Annotated in this window: 18 protein-coding genes and 5 pseudogenes; 11 read left to right on the top strand and 12 right to left on the bottom strand. The window is 38.7% G+C overall.

Features of this window, described 5'->3' with window-relative positions; genetic code table 11:
- Positions 1–26 precede the first annotated feature (26 nt).
- From hisH to hisG, 5 genes are read right to left on the bottom strand one after another with little or no spacing between them, the layout of a single operon-like run.
- On the bottom strand, positions 27–617 hold the full coding sequence (hisH, locus tag P4S71_RS04190; protein WP_002960265.1) for an imidazole glycerol phosphate synthase subunit HisH: 591 nt from the start codon (positions 615–617) through the stop codon (positions 27–29).
- Complete coding sequence (hisB, locus tag P4S71_RS04185; RefSeq protein WP_008138596.1) at positions 614–1,675, bottom strand: bifunctional histidinol-phosphatase/imidazoleglycerol-phosphate dehydratase HisB; 1,062 nt, start codon at positions 1,673–1,675, stop codon at positions 614–616. The genes hisH and hisB overlap by 4 nt, the downstream gene beginning before the upstream one ends.
- Entirely contained in the window at positions 1,672–2,781 is a 1,110-nt protein-coding gene (hisC, locus tag P4S71_RS04180) for a histidinol-phosphate transaminase (RefSeq protein WP_337150151.1), read from the bottom strand. The genes hisB and hisC overlap by 4 nt, the downstream gene beginning before the upstream one ends.
- A complete protein-coding gene (gene hisD, locus P4S71_RS04175) occupies positions 2,771–4,072 on the bottom strand; it encodes a histidinol dehydrogenase (protein ID WP_337150150.1) in 1,302 nt (433 codons plus the stop codon). Before hisD ends, hisC begins: the two co-directional genes overlap by 11 nt.
- Positions 4,073–4,077: 5 nt before the next feature.
- The gene (gene hisG, locus P4S71_RS04170; RefSeq protein ID WP_337150149.1) at positions 4,078–4,977 is read right to left on the bottom strand and encodes an ATP phosphoribosyltransferase; all 900 of its coding nucleotides are present in this window, start codon (positions 4,975–4,977) and stop codon (positions 4,078–4,080) included.
- Positions 4,978–5,395: 418 nt separating this feature from the next.
- Between hisG and P4S71_RS04165 the strand changes: the two are divergent.
- Positions 5,396–5,631 (top strand): annotated as a pseudogene (locus P4S71_RS04165) (hypothetical protein).
- A 356-nt stretch (positions 5,632–5,987) separates the two neighbouring features.
- Here P4S71_RS04165 and P4S71_RS04160 read toward each other — a convergent pair.
- Entirely contained in the window at positions 5,988–7,844 is a 1,857-nt protein-coding gene (locus P4S71_RS04160) for a cytochrome c/FTR1 family iron permease (RefSeq protein ID WP_096794667.1), read from the bottom strand.
- A 283-nt stretch (positions 7,845–8,127) separates the two neighbouring features.
- Positions 8,128–9,411 (bottom strand): cation:proton antiporter, encoded by a 1,284-nt coding sequence (locus P4S71_RS04155; protein ID WP_096794607.1) that lies wholly within the window; start codon positions 9,409–9,411, stop codon positions 8,128–8,130.
- 520 nt (positions 9,412–9,931) lie between these two features.
- Here P4S71_RS04155 and P4S71_RS04150 point away from each other — a divergent pair.
- The 5 genes and pseudogenes from P4S71_RS04150 (at position 9,932) to P4S71_RS04130 (ending at position 17,203) form a co-directional block, all read left to right on the top strand.
- Entirely contained in the window at positions 9,932–12,124 is a 2,193-nt protein-coding gene (locus P4S71_RS04150) for a M4 family metallopeptidase (protein WP_008138583.1), read from the top strand.
- A gap of 86 nt (positions 12,125–12,210) precedes the next feature.
- A complete protein-coding gene (locus P4S71_RS04145) occupies positions 12,211–14,073 on the top strand; it encodes a M28 family metallopeptidase (RefSeq protein WP_337150148.1) in 1,863 nt (620 codons plus the stop codon).
- Between the two features lie 106 nt (positions 14,074–14,179).
- Positions 14,180–16,096, top strand: coding sequence for an ATP-dependent DNA helicase (locus P4S71_RS04140; protein ID WP_337150147.1), 1,917 nt, complete (start codon positions 14,180–14,182; stop codon positions 16,094–16,096).
- A gap of 9 nt (positions 16,097–16,105) precedes the next feature.
- Positions 16,106–16,805, top strand: a pseudogene (gene tsaB, locus P4S71_RS04135) (tRNA (adenosine(37)-N6)-threonylcarbamoyltransferase complex dimerization subunit type 1 TsaB).
- A 68-nt stretch (positions 16,806–16,873) separates the two neighbouring features.
- Positions 16,874–17,203, top strand: a complete 330-nt coding sequence (locus tag P4S71_RS04130; protein WP_033029686.1) for a hypothetical protein — start codon at positions 16,874–16,876, stop codon at positions 17,201–17,203.
- A 98-nt stretch (positions 17,204–17,301) separates the two neighbouring features.
- On the opposite strand, the gene P4S71_RS04125 is transcribed toward P4S71_RS04130, so the two are convergent.
- A complete protein-coding gene (locus P4S71_RS04125) occupies positions 17,302–18,591 on the bottom strand; it encodes an alkaline phosphatase (RefSeq protein ID WP_337150146.1) in 1,290 nt (429 codons plus the stop codon).
- 389 nt (positions 18,592–18,980) lie between these two features.
- Between P4S71_RS04125 and P4S71_RS04120 the strand changes: the two genes are divergently transcribed.
- The 3 genes and pseudogenes from P4S71_RS04120 (at position 18,981) to rnd (ending at position 22,781) form a co-directional block, all read left to right on the top strand.
- A complete protein-coding gene (locus P4S71_RS04120; RefSeq protein ID WP_337150145.1) occupies positions 18,981–19,832 on the top strand; it encodes an alpha/beta hydrolase in 852 nt (283 codons plus the stop codon).
- A 115-nt stretch (positions 19,833–19,947) separates the two neighbouring features.
- A pseudogene (fadD, locus tag P4S71_RS04115) lies at positions 19,948–21,599 on the top strand (long-chain-fatty-acid--CoA ligase FadD).
- 51 nt (positions 21,600–21,650) lie between these two features.
- Positions 21,651–22,781, top strand: coding sequence for a ribonuclease D (rnd, locus tag P4S71_RS04110; RefSeq protein ID WP_007377620.1), 1,131 nt, complete (start codon positions 21,651–21,653; stop codon positions 22,779–22,781).
- A 155-nt stretch (positions 22,782–22,936) separates the two neighbouring features.
- Here the strand turns inward: rnd and minE are convergent, their stop codons facing one another.
- The 3 genes and pseudogenes from minE to minC all read right to left on the bottom strand — a co-directional run bounded on the left by minE (position 22,937) and on the right by minC (position 24,719).
- Complete coding sequence (minE, locus tag P4S71_RS04105) at positions 22,937–23,200, bottom strand: cell division topological specificity factor MinE (RefSeq protein WP_007377619.1); 264 nt, start codon at positions 23,198–23,200, stop codon at positions 22,937–22,939.
- 1 nt (position 23,201) lies between these two features.
- Positions 23,202–24,010: pseudogene (minD, locus tag P4S71_RS04100) on the bottom strand (septum site-determining protein MinD).
- A gap of 5 nt (positions 24,011–24,015) precedes the next feature.
- Positions 24,016–24,719, bottom strand: a pseudogene (gene minC, locus P4S71_RS04095) (septum site-determining protein MinC).
- 155 nt (positions 24,720–24,874) lie between these two features.
- Between minC and P4S71_RS04090 the strand changes: the two are divergent.
- Both P4S71_RS04090 and P4S71_RS04085 read left to right on the top strand, forming a co-directional pair.
- Positions 24,875–25,162: a YcgL domain-containing protein gene (locus P4S71_RS04090; RefSeq protein ID WP_008134235.1), complete on the top strand. Its 288-nt coding sequence runs from the start codon at positions 24,875–24,877 to the stop codon at positions 25,160–25,162.
- Positions 25,155–26,171, top strand: a complete 1,017-nt coding sequence (locus tag P4S71_RS04085) for a lytic murein transglycosylase (RefSeq protein ID WP_337150144.1) — start codon at positions 25,155–25,157, stop codon at positions 26,169–26,171. The genes P4S71_RS04090 and P4S71_RS04085 overlap by 8 nt, the downstream gene beginning before the upstream one ends.
- A gap of 40 nt (positions 26,172–26,211) precedes the next feature.
- On the opposite strand, the gene P4S71_RS04080 is transcribed toward P4S71_RS04085, so the two are convergent.
- Positions 26,212–26,757 (bottom strand): GbsR/MarR family transcriptional regulator, encoded by a 546-nt coding sequence (locus P4S71_RS04080; protein ID WP_033015088.1) that lies wholly within the window; start codon positions 26,755–26,757, stop codon positions 26,212–26,214.
- Positions 26,758–26,944 lie beyond the last annotated feature (187 nt).

Below are 26,944 nucleotides of genomic sequence, written 5' to 3'. Positions count from 1 at the left end.
CTCTTTTTTGTTAGTTAATGGGCAGCTTACAACTGCCAATCAACAAAATTTTGTAATAAACGTGCGCCAACTTTTGCGCTGCGCTCTGGGTGAAATTGCATGCCTGCGTAATTGTCTTTAGCAACAATGGCTGAAAAGGTTTGACCATATTCGCCGCTCACTAATGTGGCGTCGTTTACGGTGTGCGCAAAGCTGTGAACAAAATACACTTGCTCATCGAGCGTCAGCCCTTTAGTTAATGCATGCTCTTTGTTAACGCTTAAGTTATTCCAACCCATATGCGGCGACGTTAAATTGCCTACATCAAGCGCTTTTACTTGCCCTGGTATTTTACCCAAGCACTGTACGTTACCTTCTTCGGTACTTTCGCACAGTAACTGCATACCTAAACAAATGCCCATAAGCGGGCGCTGGTATTCATTTATAGCTTGTTGCCAGCCGTTATCTACTAGGCGTTTCATAGCAACCGACGCGTGACCTACACCTGGCAATATAGCGCGCTCAAAACCCGCTAATTGCTCTGGTGATGTAATTACTGTTGGCGTTTGGCCTAAGCGTTCAAACGCAAAGCGTACTGAATTAATATTGGCACAACCGGTATTAATTATGGCAATCATAAACATCCCTTAGAGCTGGCTGTTTGTTGGGTCGTGTCTTGTGCCACTGCCATACGAAGAGCACGTGAAAACGCTTTAAATAAGCCTTCTACTTGGTGATGACAGTTACCGTCGCTTACCGATAAAATAAGGCTAATAGCGGCATTATCACTTAAGCTTTTGAAAAAATGCTCAACCATTTGCACGTCTAAGTCGCCTGCTTTTTCGCGGCTAAAGTTAGCATTTAATACAAATGATGCACGGCCCGATAAATCAATTTGTGCTTCAGCTTTACATTCATCCATAGGAAGCGCAAAACCATAGCGTGCAATTTGCGATTTAGTGCCAAGCGCTTGTTTAAGTGCGACACCAAGAGCAATACCAATGTCTTCAACAAGGTGGTGCTCGTCTATGTGTAAATCGCCTTTGGCTTTAATGTTTAAACCAATGTTTGCGTGGGTGCGAATTTGATCAAGCATGTGATCAAAAAAGCCAAGTCCGGTGTCTATGCTGCCATTTTTAGTTTGATCTAAGTTTATGGCTACATCAATTTGGGTTTCTTTAGTGTTGCGTGTAACACGACCTTCGCGGTTTGCGGTAGTCAATTTAGTTACTATGGCACTCCAATCGCCGTCGTATAAAATACCTTCACAACATAAGTTTTGAGCAAGGCCAATATCGGTCTGGCGATCGCCAATAACAAAAGAGCGCGCTAAGTCTACTTTGCCAGAGCGCATAAGCTCGGTAAGTAAGCCCGTTTTAGGTTTACGGCAGTCACAATTTTGCTCGTCAAAGTGTGGGCAAATTAATACCTCGTCAAAGCTAATGCCTTGGCTTTGCATTATGTCCATCATTTTATCTTGTGCTATATCAAAGTCAGCAGTCGGGAAGCTGTCTGTGCCTAAGCCATCTTGGTTAGACACCATTACTAAACGGTAACCTGCGGCTTGTAATTGTAATAACGCAGGAATAACACCAGGTAAAAATGCTAGCTTTTCAAGGCTATCCACCTGTTTGTCGGTAATTGGCTCTTCAATAATAGTGCCGTCGCGGTCTATAAATAAATAGGGGTTACTCATGATACTTCGTTTCCTGCTAAAGATGCTGCGGTAGCCGGCGTTTGTAAGCCATCTAACCAAATTTTTACTTGTTCAAGTTCTTGTTCACTGCCAATTGAAATTCGTAGCCAGTCGTCTTCACCGTATAGTGTAAAAGCGCGCATAACCAAACCTTGCTCAAGTGCAATTTTAAAATAGTTTTTATCGGCTAATTTTAAAGTAACAAAGTTACCTTCACCAGTGAGAATTTTTAATGCAGCAGGGGAGGCGTTTAGCCAATCTACCAACTTAGCTTTTAAGCTATTTAAAATAGTAACTTGGCGGCGCATTGATGTAATTGCATCGGGTGCAATTGCTTGCGCTGCAATACTTGCTACAACACCAGATACCGGATACGGCGCAATGACTTTACGAATTGGCGCTAGTGTTGCTGCTTGTGCAAGCGTAAAGCCCGTTCTGAGCCCTGCTAGCGCAAAGGCTTTAGAAAGCGTGCGCAAAACCACTACATTACTAAACTCATTAATAAGTTTTGTGGCGCTTTGCTCTGGGCAGAACTCTATATAGGCTTCGTCAACAATAACCAGTGCTTTACCCATAAGTGCTGTTGCAATCGCTTTTACTTTATCAAGTGGTGTTAGGCTGCCCGTTGGATTATTTGGGTTACAAATAAATACCAGTTTTGAGCTGCCCACTGCCTCAACTATTTCATCAACACTGCCACTTAATAATAATTCTTGGGTAAGCGCGTTAATACTAACGTTGTGTGTATCGGCGGTAACTTTGTACATACCGTAGGTTGGTAAAAATAGCGCAATACTATCTTTAGCTGGCTCACAGTATGTGCGCACTAAAAGCTCAATGCCTTCATCTGCGCCGCGCGTCATTAATACATTTTCGCTTTCAAGCTCTGTATAAGCGGCGTAACGGTCAATAACCAGTTGCGGTTGTGGGTCGGGGTAGCGATTTAAATCCTCAATACTCAGTTCAAGATTTTTAGCATACGGGCTTTCGTTAGCATTTAGCCACGTAGTACCGGTTAGCTTTTCACTTTTTGCAGAGCTGTATGCAGCAAGGGCTGCAATATTCTTAGGTAATAAGCTAGACGCTTGTGCGCTCTCATTGCTCATTTTTAATTGCCTCTAAACGAATTGAAACCGCATTAGCGTGGGCATCAAGGCCTTCTGCATCTGCAAGTGGTAAAATTGCTTTTGAAAGCTGCGTTAAACCACTTTTAGTAATTGTTTGCACTGTGTATGTACGAAAAAAATCAAGCAAGTTTAAACTCGAGTAAGTTGCACTGTAACCATATGTTGGTAACACGTGGTTAGTACCCGATGCGTAATCGCCTGCAGATTCTGGTGTGTAGTCACCTACAAATACTGAGCCTGCATTTTTAACTTTATCTAGGTAAGGTGTTGCATCGCCTAGTTGTAAAATCAAGTGCTCTGGGCCGTATTGCGCCGATACGTCAAATGCTTGCTCAACTGAATCAACCAAAATAAGTGAAGAATTAGCGAGCGCTTGCTCGGCTGTTTCTTTGCGGCTCAAATTAGCTAACTGGCGTGTAAGTGCCTGCTGAGTTTGTTTTATAATACTTTCGCTGTTACATAGTAAAATAACTTGCGAGTCTGCCCCGTGCTCTGCTTGAGAGAGTAAATCGGCGGCTATAAATTCTGGGTTTGCACGTTCATCTGCAATAACTAATACTTCAGAAGGACCTGCTGGCATATCAATTGCCATACCTGGGATAGTTTGCGCAACGAGCTGTTTAGCCATTGTTACGAAGCTATTACCTGGGCCAAAAATTTTGTTTACTTTAGGAACTGATTCGGTGCCATAAGCCATTGCTGCAATTGCGCCTGCGCCACCACTTTCTATCAAAGTAGTAATGCCACATAACTTAGCTGCATATAAAATAGCAGGGTTAATTGCTTTGTCACCTTGTACCGGTGTAGCAAGTACGACGGTTTTAGCGCCGCTTAACTGTGCTAATACACCTTGCATAATAACCGACGATGGCAGTGGAGCACTGCCACCGGGTACATAAATACCGACTGCTTCGATGGCTTGATATTTCAGTTCACATACAACGCCTGGTTGGGTCGATAATTTAATATCTTTTGGCAACTGCGCTTCGTGAAAACGTTTAACGTTTGCATAAGCGGTATCAATTGCGTATTTAAGCTCTGCACTTAGTGCTTGCTCTGATGCGTTAATTTCATCTAGCGGTACACGCAAACGTGGGTTAGCTCTATTATCAAACTCTTTGGCCATGCTAAGTAAGGCCTCATCGCCTTGCTCTTTTACATTAGCTAAAATAGTTTTGCATATTGCTTCAACCTTTGCGCTTACAGAAACTGCAGGGCGCATTAGCGCCGCGGCTTGTACTTGTGAAGATTCCTCATTCCAACGAAGCATGGTACTTACTCCATCATTTTTTCAATTGGCATAACTAAAATAGAGTTAGCGCCTAGGGCCTTTAACTGCTCCATTGTTTCCCAAAATAATGTTTCGCTGCTTACCATGTGAAGTGCTACGTATTCTTCATTACCCGCAAGGGCAAGTAGAGTCGGTTGACCAGAACCAGGTAAAATTTCACAAATTTCATCAAGTTTATTTTTTGGTGCGTGTAGCATGATGTATTTGCTTTCTTTAGCTTGTCTAACACCACGTAGGCGCGGCATAAGCTTATTGATTAGTGCTAGTTTGTCAGCGTCTTGCAGATCTTTATTTTGAATTAAACATGCGTTTGATTCTAAAATTGTATCACCTTGAATTAAGCCGTTAGCTTCAAGTGTTGCGCCAGTAGATACTAAATCACAAATTGCATCAGATAAACCTGCACGTGGTGCTACTTCAACAGAGCCAGTAAGCATTACTGTACTTGCGTTAATGCCTTCGCGCTTTAACCACTGAGTTAAAATTTCTGGGTAGGTAGTTGCAATACGTTTGCCTTCAAACCAGCTCTTATCGCGAGCGCCTAGCTCTTGTGGCCATGCAAGTGCAAGACGACAGTAACCAAAATCTAGTTTTGAAAGTTTGTTTACTTCGCTGGGAACACCTTGGCGCATCCGTTCTGCTTGAACTTCTACTAGTACGTTTTCGCCAACTATACCTAAGTCACATACACCGTCCATTACTAAACCCGGAATATCGTCATCGCGCACACGTAGTACGTCAATTGGCATATTAGTTGAGTGTGCAATTAAGCGTTGTTCACGAAGGTTAAGTTTAACACCTAACTGTTTTAGTAGATCTTGACAATCTTTAGATAGGCGGCCGCCTTTTTGGATGGCGATACGTAGACGATTACTGTTGTTCATTATTCATTTTCCTTTAATTTAAAAACTAAAAACCCCGAGAGGAACCTCAGGGCGAAAATGAATCAATGTTATTTGAATCGCCAGAGGTTCCTTTTAGGAATAACCTCTCAGCGAAAGACCTGACAGGTTATTCCGGTGAATGGTGGTGATGATGTACTGTTGTCAGGTTTAAGCGCATTTTTTGTCCTATGTAACTGCCCGTAAGTTCGCAAACGTGCAGTTGTTATTTGTTTAAATAAATTTCGCATTCATAAAAACATAAACGGCCATATTATGGCAAGTTTTTTTAGCTTAATTAAAGCATATGTTATAACTGTCGATAATATTAAGATAATAAGCGCAATTTTAGCGAATAATTGTTTGTTTATCATTCAAATTTAGCATTTTGATAATCAAACAGTTAAATAAGGAAGTACGTATGGATATCATGATCCCTTATTTAGGAAGAATCACCAGGCTAGAAGTTGAGTCAAAAGGCGCTTTCCATATTGCGGGTTTGCAAAGTGGATCGGCTACTGAAAAAGTTGAACTAGAGAATAAAAAAAGGCGTGAGTTACAGAAAAAGAAAAAGCTCAATATGCTTGATGATCAAAGTAGTAAAAAAAGTCTAACGTAGACGATGACGAAAACCCCCATTTAGATACATGGGCATAGGTTACGGTTAATAGGTAACAGTTACTTATATATTGCTAGAGTTTAAAAAGGGAAGCCTAGGGCGTGTTGATCTTTGAGGATTAAAATTTGTTCAATCTAGGGGCGATTTAATCGCGGCGCGAGGTTTGTAACCTAGTGGGCTAAGTAAAAACCGAGCAACAAAGAGTTAATCGTCCCTAGAAAGAACCAAAGGGCAGCGTATGTTTGGTATTTATGCTGCGTTATCGCCAATTTATGGGGAATAACCACACTACATAGGCTCTGCCTTGCCTGAAAACCAAACATACTGCTGCAAATTCAACCTCGGAAGGTCAACACGCCCTAGTAAATAGGCTTCCTTTTTTCTGTTGAACTAATTAGTTTTGACTTTTACTTTTTAATAGATAAAAGCTAAATATTGCAAACACACATACCTGAGCCACAATACCTTGCCATGTCGATTTTATACCAAGCCATGCTATATCAAAGCTCATCGGCAGCGACGCAATACCTATTATATCGGCCTCTTGTAATGCAATAACGGCTTTGCCCATAAGCACAAACGAGAGTGCAAATAGTAGGTAAGTGGTAATGGCAAAAAACTTAGCCACCGGTAATTTAATTGAGTATTTAATTAATACCCACGTAATAATAGCCAGTATTGCTATAGCTATCGCAAAACCCGATGCAATAGATGAATATTGAGCAGGCGAGCTTTGCGTTAATAATGACTGATAAAACAGCACGGTTTCGAATACTTCTCGGTATACGGCAATAAAAGAAAGCCCCGCTAATCCCCATAATGTACCCGACTCAAGGCGCTTATCTATATTGTCTTTTATATATTTTTGCCATTGTTGCGCACTTGTTTTACTGTGCATCCATACGCCAACATACAGTAAAATTACAGCGGCAAATAATGCGCCAACACCTTCCATTACTTCGCGGCTCGCACCACTTATTTCTATTAATGTTTGCGCAGCAGCCCACGTTAAACCACCAGCAATAAGTGCTGTTATCCAACCAATATGTACATATTTTAGCGCATCTTTGCGTTTAGTTTTAATAAGCACAGTCATAAGGGCAATAATAACTAAGAGTGCTTCTAAGCCTTCTCGCAGTAATATAACTAAACTTGCTGAAAGTAGCGCGCCGTCAGTTAGCTTAGTTTCGTTTAGCATGCTATCTGCTTTAGCGAGTTGAGTTAGTGCCGCACTTACTTTTTCGGCAACAACGGCCGTATCTTTTTCGTTTTTGAATGTTTGGCGCAGGTTCATCAGTCGTACTTCGATGTTTTTACGCAGTGTTTCATCGTAGGCATTTAAGTTGTTTTCAACAAGCTCAAAGCCATCTAAGTATGCGCTAATTGCTAAATCACTTGCTTGTGAGTAATTGCCTTTAGCATGTGCGGCTTGCGCTGCAAGTAACTGCGTGCGAGTAACTGTTATCGGATTTTTGTTAGCGCTAAATAATTGCTCTGGATTACCACGAAGCCATTTAACGTAATGTGCTTGTGCTTCACTTTGACCTGCCGATAATTGTGCGGGGTTTAGGTTTACAATCTGCGAAGCGGTAATGTTTTGTTCTACAGTTTGTGGTTTTTGAACATCTTTAAATGCCAAGCTACCTACATAAAAAGCTAAAGACCATCGTTGTTGTTCATTAAATTGGGTAAAAGCAACCATAGGTGTGTCGTTAATGCCGTTACTTACAGCGTCAAACAACCCCATTAAAGAGCGGTTTGTTGCGCGTTCTTCATCGGTAAAGTTGGTAGGCTCTGGCGATAAGTTTTTTGCAAGCGGGCCGTCGCCTTGACCATTTGGGCCGTGGCATATTGAGCAGTTAGTAGCAAAAAGCGCTTTAGTTTGCTCAACGGGAAGTAGTGATGTAGGTAACGATAGTTGCGGCATAAAGGTAAGTAGTGACTCACGAAGTGCTGAGCTTGCTGCACGTACATCTACAACACTCGATTTATTAGCAATCGCTGTATGCAGTGCTTTAGCTTGTGCCTTTACTGTATCAAACTCATTGGTTTGGCTTGATAGCTGTCCAGCTTGCTCAATAATGACGTGCGAAAATTCAGTCATTTCTTGATATTCGTCAGGGTCAAGTATTTCACCATTACCAACAGCTGCCACGTAATCTACACCTACATACTCTGCAAGCTGTGCAATTTGTTTTATTTTTGTTTGCTCATTAGGTGAGGCCGACACATTAAAGCTTGCCATAGCCATTATAAAAAGCACAAAAAAACAATGAAATTGATGTTTGCCCAGAGATACAAAATTAAAAAACACGTGAGAATTATTTTTGGACATTGAAAAGCCCTACAGAGGAAAAGCCAAAATTATAATTGTTTTCATTTGTATTTCAAGCGGATTAATTTAAACAAAGCAGATAAATAAAAAGGATAACAATTTATAGAACTTTAAAGTGTTTTTGTAACACGAGAGTAACAGTAACCAAGTGATTTATATAATAACTTGGTTACTGATTTGATTGCTCACAAAGCATTTATTACTTTGCTTGCTCAGCTGACTTAATGCTGCTTTGAATAAGCGGCGAGATAGTTAAACCTTGTACAATAATAGAAAATATAACCACAACGTAAGTAACAATAACAATAAGGTTGTGTAAGTCAGAGCCGCCTACAAAAACTTGCTCGCGAGGGATTGCTGCCGCCATTGCAAGTGCAAGTCCGCCACGTAAACCACCCCAAGTTAATATTTTAACACTGTGCTTGTCGTAAGTTCTAAAGCGTTTAAAGATAATAAACGGTGCTCCAATACTTATAAAACGCGCTAGTAATACAGCCGGTACCATTAACAATCCTAAGCCAATTTCCCCGATTGTAATAGGCATAGTCACAATTAGCATACCTATTATTAAAAACAGTAGGGCATTTAAAAAGCTATCGGTTGCATGCCAAAAATCTTTTACGTAACGAGTATCTTCAGGCCCCGTGCGCTCTGTTGCTTTAGTACGAGTAATGTTACCCATTAATATGCCGCTGGTTACCATGGCAAGTGCGCCTGATATTTCCCAAATATTTGCAGCAGCAAAACCTGCAGTAGGAATAGTTAAGGTTATCAATAAACGAATATTTACATCGCGGCTGTTAATAATTAAAAAGTGGCCAACCAAAGCGATAGCCAAACCAAACGCAATACCGCCTAGGGCGTCTACAAAAAAGAGTTCTGCTATATCGCCAAATTGTGCATCGGTGCCATAAAAAGCAACCGAAAAAATGGTCGTAAATATTACTAAACCAATACCGTCGTTAAATAGCGACTCACCTTCTACTTGAATTGAGATTCCTTCTGGCGCTCGCATTTGTTTAATAATAGCAAGTACAGCAATAGGGTCGGTTGGGCTAATAAGCGCACCAAATAATAAACAATAAATAAAAGGCACTGGCCAGCCAAGAAAAGCAAATAAGTAAAAGCTTAAGTAGCCAACAATAAAAGTAGAAACAAGAGTGGAAAACAGTACCAACACCGTTATTTCCCAGCGTTGTTTTCTAAGTGCTAACAGGTTTATTTCCAGTGCACCTGCATAAAGCAAGAAACCTAACATACCTTTGAGGAGTAATTCGTTAAAGTTAATACTCGAGACGATTTTTGTCATTTCAAGTGCGTTTTGATCGCCTAATAATTTTACTGCAACAATCAAAAGTAAAGAAATAACAACCGAGCCTGTAGTTATTGCAATAGTAGTTTGCATTTTGAGGATGTACTGATTTGCAAATGCAATAAAAATTGCAAGTGCAGAGAGAAAACAAATGAGGTACCAAGCATTCATTTAATAACCTTAATTAACGAGAAAAACATATGGTTAAGCGGGATCTAAACATGCCTATGTTACTCCCGAGATATAGCTATGTCACAGTGTTTGTTAGACAATTTGTATTTTTATTTTTAATAAAAATAGTTTTGGTAAATAAGAAATTAAAGATGTTAAAGCTTCAGCCGCGCCTTTAAAAATAGGTTTGTTTTTTAGGCCTTTTGTTAAATTTAATAGTGTTTGTATTGTAAAAATCACTTTATTAAATTTATACACTTAATTGTATTATTTTTATTTCAATATGTTACTCAAAGTAAATAAATGTTTACATTATGTTAATTAAATGTTTTTAATGTTTAGTGGGTTCTTATTAAGATATTGAATTAAAAGCTTTTAATTTATTTTTTAATACTTTAATTGTAAATTTTTTGTTTCATTTTCAATTGTATGATTTGTAGCCTAGGATTGCTTTAATCGGGAACAAGATGTACCGATTAATAAAAGTATATTCAAACAAATAAACAAATGGAGCGTAAACGTGAATTTATCAAAAATCACAATAGCAACACTTGCTGCCTTTACTTTGGTACAAGCAACAAGCGCAGTAGCTGCAAATAAAAAATATTTAAATCAACAAGCAAATATAAATAATTCAGCACAAAATGGTGTGTCTTCTGTATTGATGGTTAGCCCTGATCAGTTAGTAGGTTTAGAGGCAGGAAATGAGCTGGTTGTATTAAAAGAAATAAAAAGTAATAACGGTGATACAACTCGTCGTTATCAACAAGTATATAATGGATTACCGGTAATTGGAGATACGGTGAGCTTGACGTTTAACAACAATGGGCAACTTAAACGTGCTCATGGTGCTGCTGTATATGATATATCAAGCGATATTGACACAGTTACTCCAAAGTTAAATCAAAAATTGGCAGTAGCTAAGGGATTGCAAAAATCATCTGCAGCGATAAAGTCTGTTGGCTTAGAAAAACATAATGAAAAATCACAATTAGCCATTTGGGTTGATGAGCAAGGTGAAGCGCATTTGGTTTATGAAGTGTCTTATGTTACTTACGGAAGTAACCCATCACGTCCATATCAAATCATAGATGCAAATTCTGGAGATGTACTTTTTAGCTTTGATAACCTTCAACATGCTGATGCGACAGGCCCAGGTGGTAATCTAAAAACCGGGAAATACATTTATGGCACTGATTTTGATAGCTTAAATGTAAGTCAGACAGGCAATAACTGTTCAATGAATACCACAAATGTAAAAACCATTAACCTAAATGGTGGTACTAGTGGCTCAAGTGCATATTCATTTACATGTCCTGAAAATACCTTTAAAGAAATTAATGGTGCCTATTCGCCACTTAATGATGCACATTATTTTGGTAACGTAATTTTTAATATGTATAACGATTGGATTGGTACGCCGCCGCTTTCATTCCAACTGCAAATGCGAGTTCACTATAGTAGTAACTATGAAAATGCATTTTGGGATGGCAGTGCGATGACCTTTGGTGATGGCCAAAATACGTTTTATCCACTTGTTAGCCTAGACGTATCAGCTCATGAAGTAAGCCACGGCTTTACTGAGCAAAACTCAGGTTTAGTTTACAGTGGAAAGTCAGGTGGTTTAAACGAAGCATTCTCTGATATGGCTGGTGAAGCGGCTGAATTTTACATGAAAGGCACAAACGATTGGTTAGTTGGTAAAGATATATTTAAAGGCAACGGTGCTCTTCGTTACATGAATAATCCAACACAAGATGGTAGATCAATTGATAATCAATCAAGCTACTCTTCAGGAATGGATGTTCATTATAGTTCTGGGGTGTTTAATAAAGCATTTTATAACTTAGCAACTACATCTGGTTGGGATACTGAAAAGGCATTTAAAGTGATGGCACGTGCAAACCAATTATATTGGACTGCAAGCACTAACTGGGATCTTGCTGGTAACGGCGTTATGGATGCAGCTTGTGATTTAAATTACGATCCAAGTGCTGTTAAAGCAGCTCTAAGTGCTGTTGGCGTAAACTCTAATTTAAGTTCGGGTAGTTCATGTGGCACAACCACTCCGCCAGCGGAAGATGAAGCGTTATCTAATGGCGTTACTCGTACTGGTATAAGTGGCTCAGCTAAAGAGCAGTTGTTTTTTACACTTGATGTACCAGCGGGTGCTAGCAATTTAGTATTTAATACTAATGGCGGCTCTGGTGATGCAGATTTATACGTACGATTTGGAAGCAAACCCACACTTAGCACTTATGATTGCAACAGTACAACTTCTACAAGTACTGAAAGCTGCTCTATAGGTAGTGCTCAAGCGGGTACATACTACGTTATGGTAGAGGCATGGAATGCTATTTCAGGCGTTTCATTAACAGGTAGTTATGACGGGTCTACTGGCGGAGGTGTTTCGCCAATTAACCGTACAGAAAGCAATGTGAGTGTTGCTTCAGGTGGTTGGACACGCTTTACGCAAAATTTAGATGCAGGGTATTCTTCACTCGATATTTCAATGGCCGGTGGTTCTGGTGATGCTGATTTATATGTAAATTTTGGTTCAGCATCTAGTACTAGCTCTTATGAGTGCCGCCCATATAAAAATGGAAACGTTGAAACGTGTACGATAGAAAATCCTCAAGCAGGTACATGGTATATAGACTTACAAGGTTATAGCGCGGCAAGCGGTATAACATTAAGTATTTCAGCCAATTAAGTTAATTTCAGGAGCATTCGCTCCTTTTTTATTTTTCAAAACTTCCTCGTCTCAAAGGCATTACTCGACTTAAAAGGTATCAATTAATGAAACACGCGATAAAAATTATGCTATTCAGTGCTAGTACTTTATTACTTACCCAACCCTCATACGCACAAGACACTGAAAGTGTTTGGGTAACGATAGATCCCGTTGCAGCCAAACATTATAAACAGGTTCAAAACTCGCTTAAACCAAATGATGAATTATTGAGTATACAAGATACAACATTACAAACAGTGAATTTGTTAAAAATAAGGCCTGCAAATATTGCTCATTTAAGTGAGTTTATGCATGATAATTATCATCGCTGTGGAGGGTTTGTTGCTCATGATTCGTTAATCGAGGCTAATGAATACACTCAGCAGTTAGCTGCCGTTCAAAATCAAAATCTAAGTGCGTTAGCTGCTACATATAGCATTGACAATCCGCAAACAACTCAGCAATTAATAAATAGTATTAGTCCAAATAATTTGTCGAACACAGTTAATTCGATGAGTAGCTTTTATAATCGCTATTACACGGCTCAAACTGGGGTAGATGCCTCACAATGGCTAAAAGATTACTGGCAACAGTTAGCAGCTACACGTAATGATATAAATGTTGATTACTTTACTCATAGCTGGGCGCAGTCGTCGGTCATTGTTACTATTGCAGGAGATGAAGAGGCTGATGAAATTGTCATTATTGGTGGGCATTTAGACTCAATTAATCAATCAAATCCAAGCAACGGTCGCTCACCAGGGGCTGATGATAATGCATCGGGGATTGCTGTATTATCTGAAGTGTTAAGATCGATTGTTGAAAATGATTATAAACCGCAAAAAACAATTCATATAATGGCTTTTGCTGCAGAGGAAGTTGGTTTAAGAGGTTCAAAAGATATTGCTTCATCTTATAAATCACAAGGAAAAAATGTGATCGGCATGGTGCAATTTGATATGACTGGAAACAATGGCAGTAGCGAAGATATTGTAATGATGACTGATTACACTACAAATGCTCAAAACCAATTTTTAGGTCAGTTAATTGATACCTACTTACCTAGCATTACCTATGGTTTTGACCAATGTGGGTATGGGTGTTCTGATCATGCATCATGGTATCAACAAGGCTTTGCAGCATCAATGCCATTTGAATCTAGGATGGCTGATATTAATCCGTTAATTCATACACAGAATGACGCTAATTTTGATGCTGACCACGCTAGTAAATTTGCAAAACTTGCTGTGAGTTATTTAGCTGAAATGGCAAAAAATGCTGGTGATATAGTGCCACCAGCTAATAATGAGTTACAAAATGGTGTTGCAGTTTCTGGCCTTGCAGGTGATGCTAAAGCGCAGCTTATCTATACGCTACAGGTACCTAATAATGTAAGTAACTTAAACTTTACTACCTCAGGGGGCAGTGGTGATGCAGACCTATATGTTAAATTTAATACAGCGCCTACATTAGAAAATTTTGATTGTAAAAGTACAACATCATCGAGCAATGAAAGTTGTGATATTGCGAGTGCCCAAAACGGTATTTATTACGTTATGGTAGAAGCATGGAACGCTATTGCTAATGTTTCTCTTATTGCCAGTTATAGTGAAACAACAGCGATTGAACCCATTAATCGAACAGAAACTGATATTAGTGTTGCTACGGGAGATTGGGGGCGGTTTACACAAGACTTAGAAGCTGGGTATTCCTCTTTAAATATAACTATGGCTGGTGGCTCAGGCGATGCCGATTTATATGTGAATTTTGCCAGTCAATCAACTGAATCTGTATATCAATGTAGACCGTATAAAAATGGTAATGCTGAAACGTGTAGTATTACCAACCCACAAGTGGGCAAGTGGTATATTGACTTAAAGGGGTACAGCGCAGCTAGTGGAATAACCTTAACTATAAATGCGCAATAATAACTAATGGGAGCTCTGCTCCCTTATTTATATACTCAAACCGATTACTTAATTACTTGCCCTTGATGTTTAGCTTACGTAAAATCCCGCTATTATTTATTGTAAAGTGATTGGTATTATCAAACAACTGTTTAGCGCAACCGGGCCTTTGGCGTTGTCTTTAGATGGATACACTCCTCGCCAACCTCAAATAGATATGGCTGTCGCCGTTGCTGATGCATTAAAAAACAGTTCGCAATTGGTCGTTGAAGCCGGTACTGGTACGGGTAAAACGTTTGCATATTTAGCCCCAGCACTTAAATCAAAAGGCCGAACGATAATATCGACAGGCTCTAAAGCCCTACAAGAGCAGCTGTACCATCGCGATTTACCACAGCTCGTTAAAGCACTCGGCGCCTCTAAAAAAACAGCCCTATTAAAAGGGCGTGCCAACTACTTATGTACTTACCGCCTTAATCAGCATGTTGCACATGTACCTACGGACGACTCTGATGTTATGCATCAACTAGCCATGGTTGCTAAATTTGCCAGCGAAACGCAATCAGGCGATTTAGCTGATTGTATTGGTATAGAGGATGATGCCAAAGTACTGCCTTATGTAAATTCAACAGCCGATAATTGTTTAGGTAAAGAGTGTCCAGATTTTCAAAGCTGTTATATACGCAAAGCACGTTTAACTGCGGCCGATGCCGATGTGGTTGTGATTAACCATCATTTGTTTTTTGCCGACATGGCCGTAAAAGAAAGCGGCTTTGCCGAGCTTATGCCAAAAGCAGATGCTTACATATTTGATGAAGCCCATCAGTTAAGCGAAATTGCCAGCGATTACTTTGGTGAAAGTGTTAGCACTAAAAAGCTGGTGGACTTAATTAATGACTTACGTGCTATTTATAGAGCCGAAATTCCCGATATGCTGCAGCTCGGTAAAAGCTTAAATAAGCTTGAGACAAGCGTTGCTGATTTACGATTACAGTTTGGCGTTGATGGCAGCCGTGGCGATTGGCGTGAAAAGCTCAGTGATAAACAAATATGCGCAGCACTTCATCGTGTGATCAGTGATTTAGATTTTGTTTACCAAGTACTTAAGCTTTGCCTAGATAGAAGCGACAAAATTGAGCATCCATTTGAACGTGCACTTGCGTTTAAAGGGCAGTTAGAGCGGGTTTTTGATACAGCCCAAACCGGCTTTAGTTATTGGTATGAAACAACGCGCCGTTATTTAACAATTAATATAACGCCATTAAATGTATCAGCTAAGTTTGCTCAAATGATGCAAGACACGGGCGCAGGTTTTGTATTCACTTCAGCAACACTTTCGGTTGACAACAAACTAGCGCATTTTAATGCAAGCCTAGGTTTAAAACCAAAACAAAGCATGATGGTAGATAGCCCATTTGATTACCCTAATCAGGCGCTGCTGTGTTTACCTCGCTACTTACCCGAATCACACGCTGATAATATGCCCCATGCAATTGTAAAATTAACGCTTGAGCTTATAAAATCAGCACAAGGGCGTTGTTTTGTATTATTTACTAGCTATCGAATGATGCATTTGGTAGCCGAAGGGCTAACTACACAAATAGACTACCCAGTTTATATGCAAGGGCAAATGTCTAAGCGTATTATTTTAGAGAAATTTACCCGCCATGGTAATGCGGTATTACTCGGCACGGCTTCTTTTTGGGAAGGTGTTGATGTACGCGGCAGTACGTTAAGTTGTGTTATTATTGATAAATTGCCATTTGCAGCACCCGATGACCCATTATTACAAGCTAAAATGCAAGATTGCCAAATGCAGGGGAAAGACCCTTTTGCGCATATACAATTGCCACAAGCTGTTATTGCACTTAAACAAGGTGTTGGGCGTTTAATACGCGATAGCAAAGATAAAGGTGTACTTGTCATATGTGATAATCGCTTAGTTACACGACAATATGGCCAAGTATTTTTAAAAAGCTTACCGCCAATGCGCCGAACACGAAGTTTAGAAGATGCCAATAAATTTTTACAACAAATTAATTAGAGTAATAAAATGATAAAAAGTAACATTCTAGCCCTTGATGCTTCTACTGAGGCGCTTTCAATTGTTTTACATTTTCAGGGCCAAACATTTCATCATTTTGAAGAGTGTCCGCAGCAGCACAGCCAAAAATACTTCCACTCGTGGATGAGCTGTTAACTAAAGCAAACTGCAAATTAAAAGATTTAGATGTAATCGGTTTTGGCCAAGGGCCAGGTAGTTTCACTGGTGTACGTATTAGTGTAGCAATAGCGCAGGGTTTAGCGTACTCAACTAACTTACCGCTAGTAGGTGTTTCTACACTTGCAATTATGGCGCAACAAGCGTTTGAACAAAACGGCAGTCTTAGTGTTTACCCAAGTATAGATGCGCGTATGGGGAAATATATTTTGCCCATTACCAAGCGCAAAATAATTTAATGCTTTTAGTTAACCAAGAATGCGTTATAAAACCTGATTTACTAAATAATGATTATATAGCAACCACTGAGCCATCTGTAGCGGTGGGCACGGGTTTTAAAACCTATCCTGATGCGCTTAATGACTTTGAAAATGTGACAATTAATAGTGAAATTACATTACCCGATGCACGTTATATGCTAGCGCATGTTGAAGCCGCGTTTTTAGCGGGTGATGTTGTAAAAGCGAGCGACGCTCAACCTAAATATGTGCGCGATACGGTGACTTGGAAAAAGCTACCAGGACGTGAGTAATCATATTATTTGCAAATTGGTTGTTTTTAAATCATAATTTTATGCATTATTAAGGTTGGAGACGCGTAATGACGCTGCCTATTGGTTCAGGTTTTTTTACCGGAGATATTCCGGGTAGGGTTAGCTCTACCAAAGTTGTTACTAATAAACCACAGAGCTTATTAGACCAACCGGCTGCTAAAAAAACGAATACCGATTATGTAAAAAGCAGTGTCGAGGGTGTTGAACTGGCTAATCAGCTGTTTAAAAGCAGTGCTAAAAGCAATGAGTACAGGCAAACAATTTACGACCAACCGACAGCTCAAGTAAGCAAAGCGATTTCTACTTATACTGAATTTGCTAATTTAGAACGCAGAGCAGAAGTACAAAATTTAATAGGCGTTGATATATACGCTTAAAGTGCATTACCGCGCTTTACTTGAATATAGCTATAAGATTTAATAAAAAGCCCGAACATGTGTTCGGGCTTTTTGTCATTCAAAATGAAATACAATTTTTATTTTTCAATAAAGCCGATTAGTTTATCAGCAATATCGGTATTGTTTTGCGATCCAATAAATTGTTCACTGCCTTTACCATAAGCAAATACCTGCACGTCTACAGCGGTGTGTCCGCCGGTTGTCCAGCCAGTAAAGCTTGCATCGCTAATAATGCTTTTAACAGCTAAATTAAGCGCTTTTTCACCCATTTTTTTAGCTTGCTCAAGTTTTATTTGATTTTCAGTTGTAAATTCAATATTGGTGTTAGCAGTCCATACTGGCTTTAAATCATCAGCATCCAGTAAAAGTTGAGTTAATTTACCAGCAGTTGCTTTAACACCTTTTACTACATCAGTTTCCCATTTGTATTGACCATGTGCGCCAAGGGTTAACCCGCCTGTTGAATGATCGGCCGTTATGACTAATATAGTGTCTTTGTTTTTATCAACATACGCTTTTGCTTGTTCTATTGATTTAGCAAAATCATCCATCTCAGCCATTGCACAGGCTATATCGTTTGCGTGACCACACCAATCAATTTGGCTGCCTTCAATCATTACAAAAAAACCATTCTTGTTTTGGTCATCTAGCAAATTGAGCGCTTTAGATGTGAGCTGAGTTAGGCGAGTTGGATTTTCATCAAGTGCGAAAGGCAGTCCTTTAGGTGCGTATAAGCCAATGGCTGGTATTTTTGTTATCTGGCCAAGGTTTTTAATATCGTCACCGTATTGATAACCAGCAGCTTTAAACTCATCAACTAAATTACGATCGTCTCTAATAAAGTATTGAGTACCACCACCGAGCATTAAATCGACAGGTAATTTACCTACAATTTTATTATCAATATAATCGTTGGCAATATCGTCGTAGTTATTACGCGATTCATTATGTGCAGCAAAGCTTGCTGGAGTGGCATGATTTATTTGTGATGTTACTACAAGCGCTGTTGTCATACCGCGCTCTTTTGCTATTTCAAGCATGGTTTTAACTGATTTTTTGTCTGTATCTACTGCAATTGCGCCATTGTAACTTTTATGACCGCTACTAAGTGCTGTTGCACCTGCTGCGCTGTCGGTTACATAAGTATGATCGTCAGGGTAAGTATGTGCCATACCTTTTAAAATTGTATCGAAAACAGTACCTTCGATCTCTTTAGTCGCAGGGTCATCTTTAAAATAGCGATAAGCAGTGGTGTAAGCCGGACCCATGCCGTCACCAATCATATAAATTACATTTTTAGGTGCTGATTCTGCGTAAACACCCGATGTGACGCATAAAAGTGCCAATAAGCTGATCTGTTTTTTCATGGTTGTACCTTATGAGTGTACCTTATTTAATAGCCGCTTTTATTGTATAGAGTTAGTATGATAAATAAATGAATATTTGTAATAAACCATTTCGGTAGGTGGATTATTTAAGCCGATAGGTTATAAATAGTAATTAAAGTTGTCATTCACAGTATTTATACTTGTTATTATTTATAAAAACATGCAATAGATTAAAACGCTGTTTAGTTTTTAGAAAATTGATCTTTTCTTAAATTTAGGGTTTATTTAACTTATTGAAAATTAATGGTTACTTTGTTTTTTATTTATTGAGTGAAAGTCTCATCAAGGCTGAACAAATAGGAGGTGTTAGTGGTCTGACAACTTGTATGCTATAAATGATAATGCATTAAAACAACAAGAGGTTTGGTGTGCAGCCATTTAATATTCAAACCAACAATTTAAATATTCATGGTCAAAAGAAAGGGGCGGGCACTGATGTTGTAATTGCACTGCACGGTTGGCTCGATAATAGTAATAGCTTTGCTCCTATGCTTGATGGCGTTGAACCTCAGCATACTTGGTACTGTATTGACTTTGCAGGCCACGGTTTGTCATCTTGGCGAAGTCAAGATGCTCACTATTATTTTGTTGATTATATTGATGATTTATACCAGTTTATAAATGCGCTTGGTGTAAAAAAAGTACATTTAGTTGGTCACTCGATGGGAGCCATGGTGGCAGGACTTTTTGCTAGCTGTTTTAACGATTATGTTAAGTCGGTTACCTTTATTGAAGGCATTGGCTGCGTTACAACCCCTAGCCAAGATGTATGCGAACAGTTAAAAAATGCGGTATTAAATAGAGCAAGATTAAAAAATAAGAAATCGAGAATTTATAAATCGAAAACGCTAATTTATGAAGCACGCTCACAAACTACCGATTTGAATAATGAACTAATTATGCTTTTAATGAATCGAAACATAAAAGCAATCGATGGAGGGTTTGAATTAACGACTGACCCAAAGCTTAAAAATCACTCAGGTTTTAGGTTTGATGAAGCGCAATGTATTGGTGCAATAAAAGATTTAATTGCACCATGTCAATTAATTATAGGTAATGAAGGTTATACGTTTGTAAAACAGAATTTAGCTAAGTATATTAGTTATTACAGTGACTTAAGTGTAATTAATGTTGGTGGTGGACATCATTGTCATATGCAAAGTAGTAACGAATGTTTTGAATATATTCAAGCATTTATGGTGCAAAGTGGTGCACGTTAATTGTATATTGTCGATAAATGTGGGATTATTCCCGCATTAGAGTATTTGCTCAATTGTTAAAGTGCCTTACTTAGATTAAGGTTAATAAAAATATAATTATAAACAGGGGCTAAGAGTGGAAAAAATCTGGCTTAAGCGCTACCCAGAGGGTATGCCTGAAACAATCGATCCTGAGCATTACAACTCGTTACTCGAAGTGTTCGAAAAAGTTTTAGTGACTACAAAGATTTACCTGCATTTACTAATATGGGTAAAACATTGTCTTATGACGAAATTGATACAGCAACCAAAAAAGTTGCTTCTTACATTCAAAATAATTTAGGTCTCAAAAAAGGCGACAAAGTCGCTGTTATGATGCCCAATTTATTGCAAACGCCGATATCAATTTTAGGTATTTTACGTGCGGGTTGTGTGGTTGTTAACGTTAATCCACTTTATACCGTGCGTGAGTTAGAGCATCAATTAAAAGACTCTGATACCACCGCAATTTTTATTCTTGCAAACTTTGCAGATACGCTTGAAAAATCACTTGCACATACTGATGTTAAACATATCGTAGTTACGCAAGTAGGCGATTTGGTTGGTGGCCTTAAAAAACACATAGTAAACTTTGTTGTTAAGCACGTTAAAAAAATGGTGCCTACATACAATTTACCTAATACGATTAAGTTTTCTGACTTGTTAGAAGCAGATGCAGATGCATATAAACGCCCGGAAATGAACTTAAGCGATTTAGCTTTTTTACAATACACTGGTGGTACAACGGGTGTATCTAAAGGAGCAATGCTGAGCCACGGTAATATGGTGGGGAATCTTGAGCAAGTATCGGGCTGTTTAGATAAAGTATTGGAACGAGGTAAAGAAGTTGTTGTTACCGCATTGCCGCTTTATCATATTTTTGCATTAACGGCTAACTGCTTAACCTTTATGAAATATGGTGGTTTAAACTTATTAATTACTAATCCGCGCGATATGCCCGGGTTTGTTAAAGAATTAGGACAAACAAAATTTACTGCCATTACGGGTGTTAATACGTTATTTAATGGCTTGTTAAATACTCCAGGTTTTGCTGAACTTGATTTTAGCCATTTGAAAATGTCATTAGGCGGCGGTATGGCCGTTCAACGTCCAGTCGCTGAAAAATGGCAAAAAGTAACTGGCTCAAAATTAATGGAAGGCTACGGCCTTACTGAATGTGCTCCTTTAGTGACTATCAGTCCTTACGATTTGAAAGCGTACAACGGTTCTATTGGCTTACCAGCGCCAAATACTGATATAAAGTTAATTCTTGATAATGGTGAAGAGGCTGCACAAGGTGAGCCTGGTGAGCTATGCGTTAAGGGACCTCAGGTAATGCTTGGTTACTACAAGCGACCAGATGCAACCGCTGAATGTTTAAAAGATGGTTGGTTTGCAACAGGTGATATTGCAACCTATGATGAGGAAGGTTTCTTTTTTATCGTCGATCGTAAAAAAGACATGATTATTGTTTCTGGTTTCAATGTTTTCCCAAATGAAATTGAAGAAGTTATCGCTATGCACGAAGGTGTGCTTGAAGTAGCAGCTATTGGTATTCCACATGATGCAAGCGGTGAACAAGTTAAAGTTTTTGTTGTAAAAAAAGACCCTTCTTTGACTGAAAAAGATATAATAAATCACTGTCGTGATAATTTAACTAATTATAAGGTTCCCAAGCTCGTTGAGTTTAGGGATGAATTACCTAAAACTAATGTAGGTAAAATACTCAGAAGAGCCTTGAAAGATTAGCAACCTATAAAAAAGCCGGCAATAGCCGGCTTTTTTATTGTAGGAGACTAAGTGCAATATCAATTAATCGAAACACAAAATCAACTGAACACTTTTGTTGAACAAATAAAAAACAAGCCTATTTTAGCTATTGATACCGAGTTTATGCGTCGTCGCACTTTGTATCCAGAAGTTGCACTTATCCAAGTATTTGATGGCGAGCATTTAGCTTTGATTGATCCACTGGCTGAACTTTCTTTGTTTGATTTTTGGCAAATATTAAAAGACCCCACCGTACTAAAAGTATTACATTCACCTTCAGAGGATATTGAAGTATTTCAAAAATACGCAGGCTTTGTCCCTGCGCCGTTATTTGATACACAATTTGCACTGCAATTGCTAGGTGAAGGCAACTGTATGGGTTTTGCGCTTATGGTAAAAGAGCTGCTGGGTATTGAAATAGATAAAAGTGAATCGCGTACTAATTGGTTGCAACGTCCGTTAACGACTAAACAACTTGATTATGCAGCAGCTGACACATTTCATTTGCTGCCGTGTTTTAAATTAATTATTGAGCGTATTAAAGCAGCTGATTTATTTGATATTGTTATTAATGAAAGCGAATTAATTGCTAATAAACGTGCGTTTCAAACACCCGATGAACTTTTATATAAAGATATTAAAAATGCATGGCAACTTAAACCACATGAGCTGGCTGTATTAAAAGAGCTTGCTGTATGGCGACGAAATAAAGCAATTAGAAAAAATTTAGCGCTTAATTTTGTTTTAAAAGAACATAACATGACTGAAATTGCAAAACGTGGCCCTTCTAGTCTAAATGCTCTTCGTCAAATTCCTGGTGTTGAAGCTATAGAAGTTAATCGTTCTGGTGTTGAGGTACTAAAATGTATTGAAGCAGCTAAAGCAATACCTGAGAGCGAGCACCCCGAAGTACTTAAGCGCTTAATTGATTTTCCTACTTACAAAAAAGTTGCTAAAGATATAAAGCAAAAAATCACCAAAGTAGCTAAAGAGCACAATATACCAGAAGACGTTATGGCTTCTAAAAAGCAAATTAATCAATTGATCAGTTGGAATTGGAAGCTTACTAATGAGCAAAAAAGGAGTCATATAAAGCCTGACTTACTTAGCTCTTGGCGTTATTCATATGTTCAAGATGCGCTAAAAGAGTGGGATACTTAAGATTAAATATACCCTTTAATTGTGTGACATTTATCTGTTGATTTGCATGGTGAAAAACTTTTAGTTCAGCGCAGAGGATCAAAGCATAGGTATTTAGAGCCGCTATTACAAAGCAGATATAAATAAAATGGGCGCTTTAAGCGCCCATTTTATATTTACTTCTTTTCTTCATCAGGTAACGTAACGTTTAGCTCAAGAACAGCTAGATCATCTTCGTTTTGATCGAATTGAACTTGTACCGCATCGCTACTTACGTTCACGTATTTACGGATCACATCTAAAATATCTTGTTTTAATTGTGGTAAGTAATCCGGCGTTCCTCGTTGAGAACGCTCGTGCGCGACAATGATCTGCAATCGCTCTTTTGCTAATGACGCACTGTTTTTCTTTTCTGAGCGGAAGTAGTCAAGTAAAGACACGTTAACCTCCAAAAATCCGTTTAAATAAGCCTTTTTCTCTACATCTAAGAAGCGAAAATCGACGGTTTCACCGAGTAAGCGGTTAATAGCATCTGCATAAGCTTGCCCAGCGTCAGATTCACTGTCTAATATAACTGGCTGACCTGAGTTAGATGCACTTAGTACCGCTTGAGATTCTGGAATAACACCTAATAAATCAATAGCTAAAATGTCTTGTACGTCTTCGACTGATAACATTTCACCTTTAGCAACTCGATCAGGATTGTAGCGTGTTAATAGTAAGTGTTCTTTAATGTTTTCTAGGCCTTCTTCAGCACGTTTCGATTTGCTGTGTAAAATACCTAAAATACGATCCGAATCTCGAACTGACGACACTTCTGGATTAGTTGTCACAATTGCTTCGTCAGCAAAATACATTGCCATCATTGCACCGGCTTCAATACCAGCTGGCGAGTCACAAACAATGTAATCAAAGTCTTCTTTTAATTCGTTTAGTACGCGTTCAACACCTTCACGTGTTAATGCGTCTTTATCACGCGTTTGCGATGCAGGGAGTAAAAACAATTTATCAACACGCTTGTCTTTAATAAGCGCCTGATTAAGTTTTGCTTCACCGTTGATTACGTTTACAAAGTCATAAACCACACGGCGTTCACAACCCATAATTAAGTCTAGGTTACGTAAACCAATATCAAAATCTATAATAACAGTTTTATAGCCTTTTAGTGCTAAGCCTGTGCCGATTGCAGCGCTTGATGTTGTTTTTCCAACACCGCCTTTACCTGAGGTAACGACAATTACTTTTGCCATGAGATTTATCCTTTAACCAAAGCTGAAATTTCTAATGATTCATTTTTTGTTGTATTTGCACGGCGTTTCCCCAATGCTCACCTTGGAGTGAATCACTGATCCAATAATTACCATTAATGGAAACAAGCTCTGCCTCTAATTTTTGGCAGAATATATGTGCATTTTTTAATCCTTTTGCACCGGCGATAGCCCGCCCGCGAAGAGTTCCGTATATATGCACATTACCATCGGCAATAACTTCGGCGCCATGACTTACAGCACCTAACACAATTAGGTCTCTGTCTTTTGCATAAACTTGCTGTCCCGAACGTACAGCACCATTGATAATTTGTGCTGGTAAAATTACATTTTTTTCAATGATAGACGTATTAGTTTCCTGTTTAACAGGTTCACTCTTAACGTCTTGTGAATAATTTAAAACAGAGAGCCCAGCAGCTTTCGCATCTATGTGTTGTTCATCAGAACCATTACACACACCAACAGCATTAAAACTCATCCGCTCGATTAATGATTTTAAGTGAACAAAATCGAGTGAACTATTTTTTATCTCAATTAAGTTAACAACAATAGGTGCACCCTCAAAAAACTTAGGTGCTTGGGCTATTTTTATATACAGTTGTTCTGCTAAAAGGTTTATATCAGTAGTATAGAGATGCAAAACTGATAACGTAAAAAGATTCCCTTTTAACTCAAAAATTTGGTCCGACATACACGCTCAATTGAATTGTCTGATCAGAAATTAATCTTAGATAAACATAGGCTGAATAAGGCCTTTAATGAAATTTCTAATCTAATTTTTCTAACTTATTATTACTCTCATGTTATAGTGTGCGGCATTGTTAAGCAAGAATTTATAGGGCCATAATGCTCACTGCAGTATATAAAAGTAAGAAAAAAGCGGATACGTTCTTATTTGTTGAAAAAAGAGATGATTTTAGTAAAGTTCCGGAACCTTTGATGACTATGTTTGGTCAACCTGTTTATGTGATGATCATCAATTTAGCAAAACGTGAGCATTTAGGTGGGGCAGATTTAGAAACAGTAAAAGCAGCGTTATCAAACCCTGATAAAGGCTACTACTTACAAATTCCACCACCTGAGCAAAATTTGCTAAGCCAATTACGAAAAGACAATGGAGTCGATAGTGATTAAAAAACTTATCGTTATATTATGTGGTGTATGTTTAAACTCACCTGTGATTGCAAAAACTCAGGCTGATTTTCAAGATTATTTAGCTAATTTAAAGCAAGAAGCTATTGCAAAAGGTTATGAGGCCAAACTTATTGACGATGCGTTTGCAACAGCAACGTATAAAGAAAAAGTGGTTTCGGCTGACAAAAACCAGCCAGAAGTAAAAGAAACCCTTGAAACGTATTTACCAAAACGTGTACCACAATGGAAAATTGACCGCGCACGTAAGCTTTACGCAGAAAACAAAGAGGTACTTGAAAAAGTAGCGAAAGAGTTTGGCGTACAAGCACGCTTTATAGTCGCGCTTTGGGGACTTGAAAGTAACTTTGGTACAATTCAAGGCGGTCATAACGTTATTTCATCATTAGTGACACTTGCTTTTGATGGACGCCGAGAAGCACTTTATAAGCGCCAACTTTGGGCTGCACTGGATATTTTAAAGTCGGGCCACATAACGCTTGATAAATTTAAGGGCTCTTGGGCAGGCGCAATGGGGCAAACGCAATTTATGCCTACCTCTTTTAATGCTTACGCGGTTGATTACAACAACGATGGTCGTAAAGATATTTGGACTACAAAAGAAGATGCTTTTGCCTCAATTGCTAATTATCTAAAGCAAGAAGGCTGGAACGACTCTCTTACGTGGGGTCGCCAAGTTCAGTTACCTGAAAATTTTGATAATAAATATGTTTTAGTTCGTGGAACAAAAACACGCAAGCAGTGGTTAGAATATTGGAACGACTCAGAGCGCTCATTAGCTGATTGGCAAGCACTGGGTGTTCGTAAAGCTGATGGTTCTGATTTACCGAATGTAGACGTACGTGCTGCGCTGGTTATGCCTGATGATATAAATGGCCGTATGTACTTAGCGTACGATAACTACAAAGTGTTTATGCATTGGAATCGCTCGTATTACTTTGCTACTAGCGTAGGTTACTTGTCGGATAGAATTGGTTATCCAAAAATCTAATTTTTGAAATATACCTATAAATAAAGCCGCAATTGCGGCTTTATTCTTTTTTGAATATCTTATCTTTTAGGTCAATAACTTTACCAATTCCAGAACCTAGCTTCATCAGCTTATTAAGTTGCTCTGGCGTTAAACGTTGCAGCTCTGATGACCATTTAGTGACGGTTTCAAGTAGGTTGTGAATTTCCCCCATTTGTTTTTGCGCGTAAAGTTCATCGTCATTACTGGCTTCGTCTAACAAGTTATCGCGTAGTAGCGTTAAGGTGGGCTCAATTTCGCGCTTTTTACGCTCTTCAAATACTCGATTTGCCATATCCCAAATCTCACCTGCAGGGGCGTAGTATTCTTTTCGATCTCCAGGTATATGTTGCACCTTAATTAACTGCCACGATTGCAGCTCTTTAATACCCATACTTACATTACCGCGAGAAATACTAAGCGCATCTGCAATCTCATTGGCTGTCATTGGGTTTTTAGTAATAATCAGCAAACCACACATTTGTCCGATGGTACGATTGAATCCCCAGCGGCTGCCCATCTCACCACAATGCATTACAAAGGCAAAATTCTTTTCGGATAAACTCATAGCTTATTAACTTTCAATAATTTCAGAAAGTAAATGCTAGCACGCTGATTTTGGATAGCAAGATCTTACGCAGTGTAAAATTTGTTTTTCGCTACTAAAGTTTGATTTAGATTAACTTGTATCCGCCTATATTAGGTTATGTTATTTAAATAACCTCACGAAAATACTTTTTTTAACTTACGACTTC

This window comes from Pseudoalteromonas sp. B62 (assembly GCF_037162565.1).
In the GTDB taxonomy this organism is placed as follows: domain Bacteria; phylum Pseudomonadota; class Gammaproteobacteria; order Enterobacterales; family Alteromonadaceae; genus Pseudoalteromonas; species Pseudoalteromonas fuliginea.
Note: the sequence above shows the minus strand (reverse complement) of the source record. Positions and strands in the feature narration are given on the sequence as shown.

Excerpts from the sequence above, each read along its gene's own strand:
- hisD (WP_337150150.1), bottom strand. The coding sequence starts at position 4,072 with ATGCTTCGTTGGAATGAGGAATCTTCACAAGTACAAGCCGCGGCGCTA.
- P4S71_RS04125 (WP_337150146.1), bottom strand. The coding sequence starts at position 18,591 with ATGAAAAAACAGATCAGCTTATTGGCACTTTTATGCGTCACATCGGGT.
- hisG (WP_337150149.1), bottom strand. The coding sequence starts at position 4,977 with ATGAACAACAGTAATCGTCTACGTATCGCCATCCAAAAAGGCGGCCGC.
- P4S71_RS04145 (WP_337150148.1), top strand. The coding sequence starts at position 12,211 with ATGAAACACGCGATAAAAATTATGCTATTCAGTGCTAGTACTTTATTA.
- P4S71_RS04160 (WP_096794667.1), bottom strand. The coding sequence starts at position 7,844 with ATGGCTATGGCAAGCTTTAATGTGTCGGCCTCACCTAATGAGCAAACA.
- hisC (WP_337150151.1), bottom strand. The coding sequence starts at position 2,781 with ATGAGCAATGAGAGCGCACAAGCGTCTAGCTTATTACCTAAGAATATT.
- hisH (WP_002960265.1), bottom strand. The coding sequence starts at position 617 with ATGATTGCCATAATTAATACCGGTTGTGCCAATATTAATTCAGTACGC.
- P4S71_RS04130 (WP_033029686.1), top strand. The coding sequence starts at position 16,874 with ATGACGCTGCCTATTGGTTCAGGTTTTTTTACCGGAGATATTCCGGGT.
- P4S71_RS04155 (WP_096794607.1), bottom strand. The coding sequence starts at position 9,411 with ATGAATGCTTGGTACCTCATTTGTTTTCTCTCTGCACTTGCAATTTTT.
- P4S71_RS04080 (WP_033015088.1), bottom strand. The coding sequence starts at position 26,757 with ATGAGTTTATCCGAAAAGAATTTTGCCTTTGTAATGCATTGTGGTGAG.
- hisB (WP_008138596.1), bottom strand. The coding sequence starts at position 1,675 with ATGAGTAACCCCTATTTATTTATAGACCGCGACGGCACTATTATTGAA.
- P4S71_RS04090 (WP_008134235.1), top strand. The coding sequence starts at position 24,875 with ATGCTCACTGCAGTATATAAAAGTAAGAAAAAAGCGGATACGTTCTTA.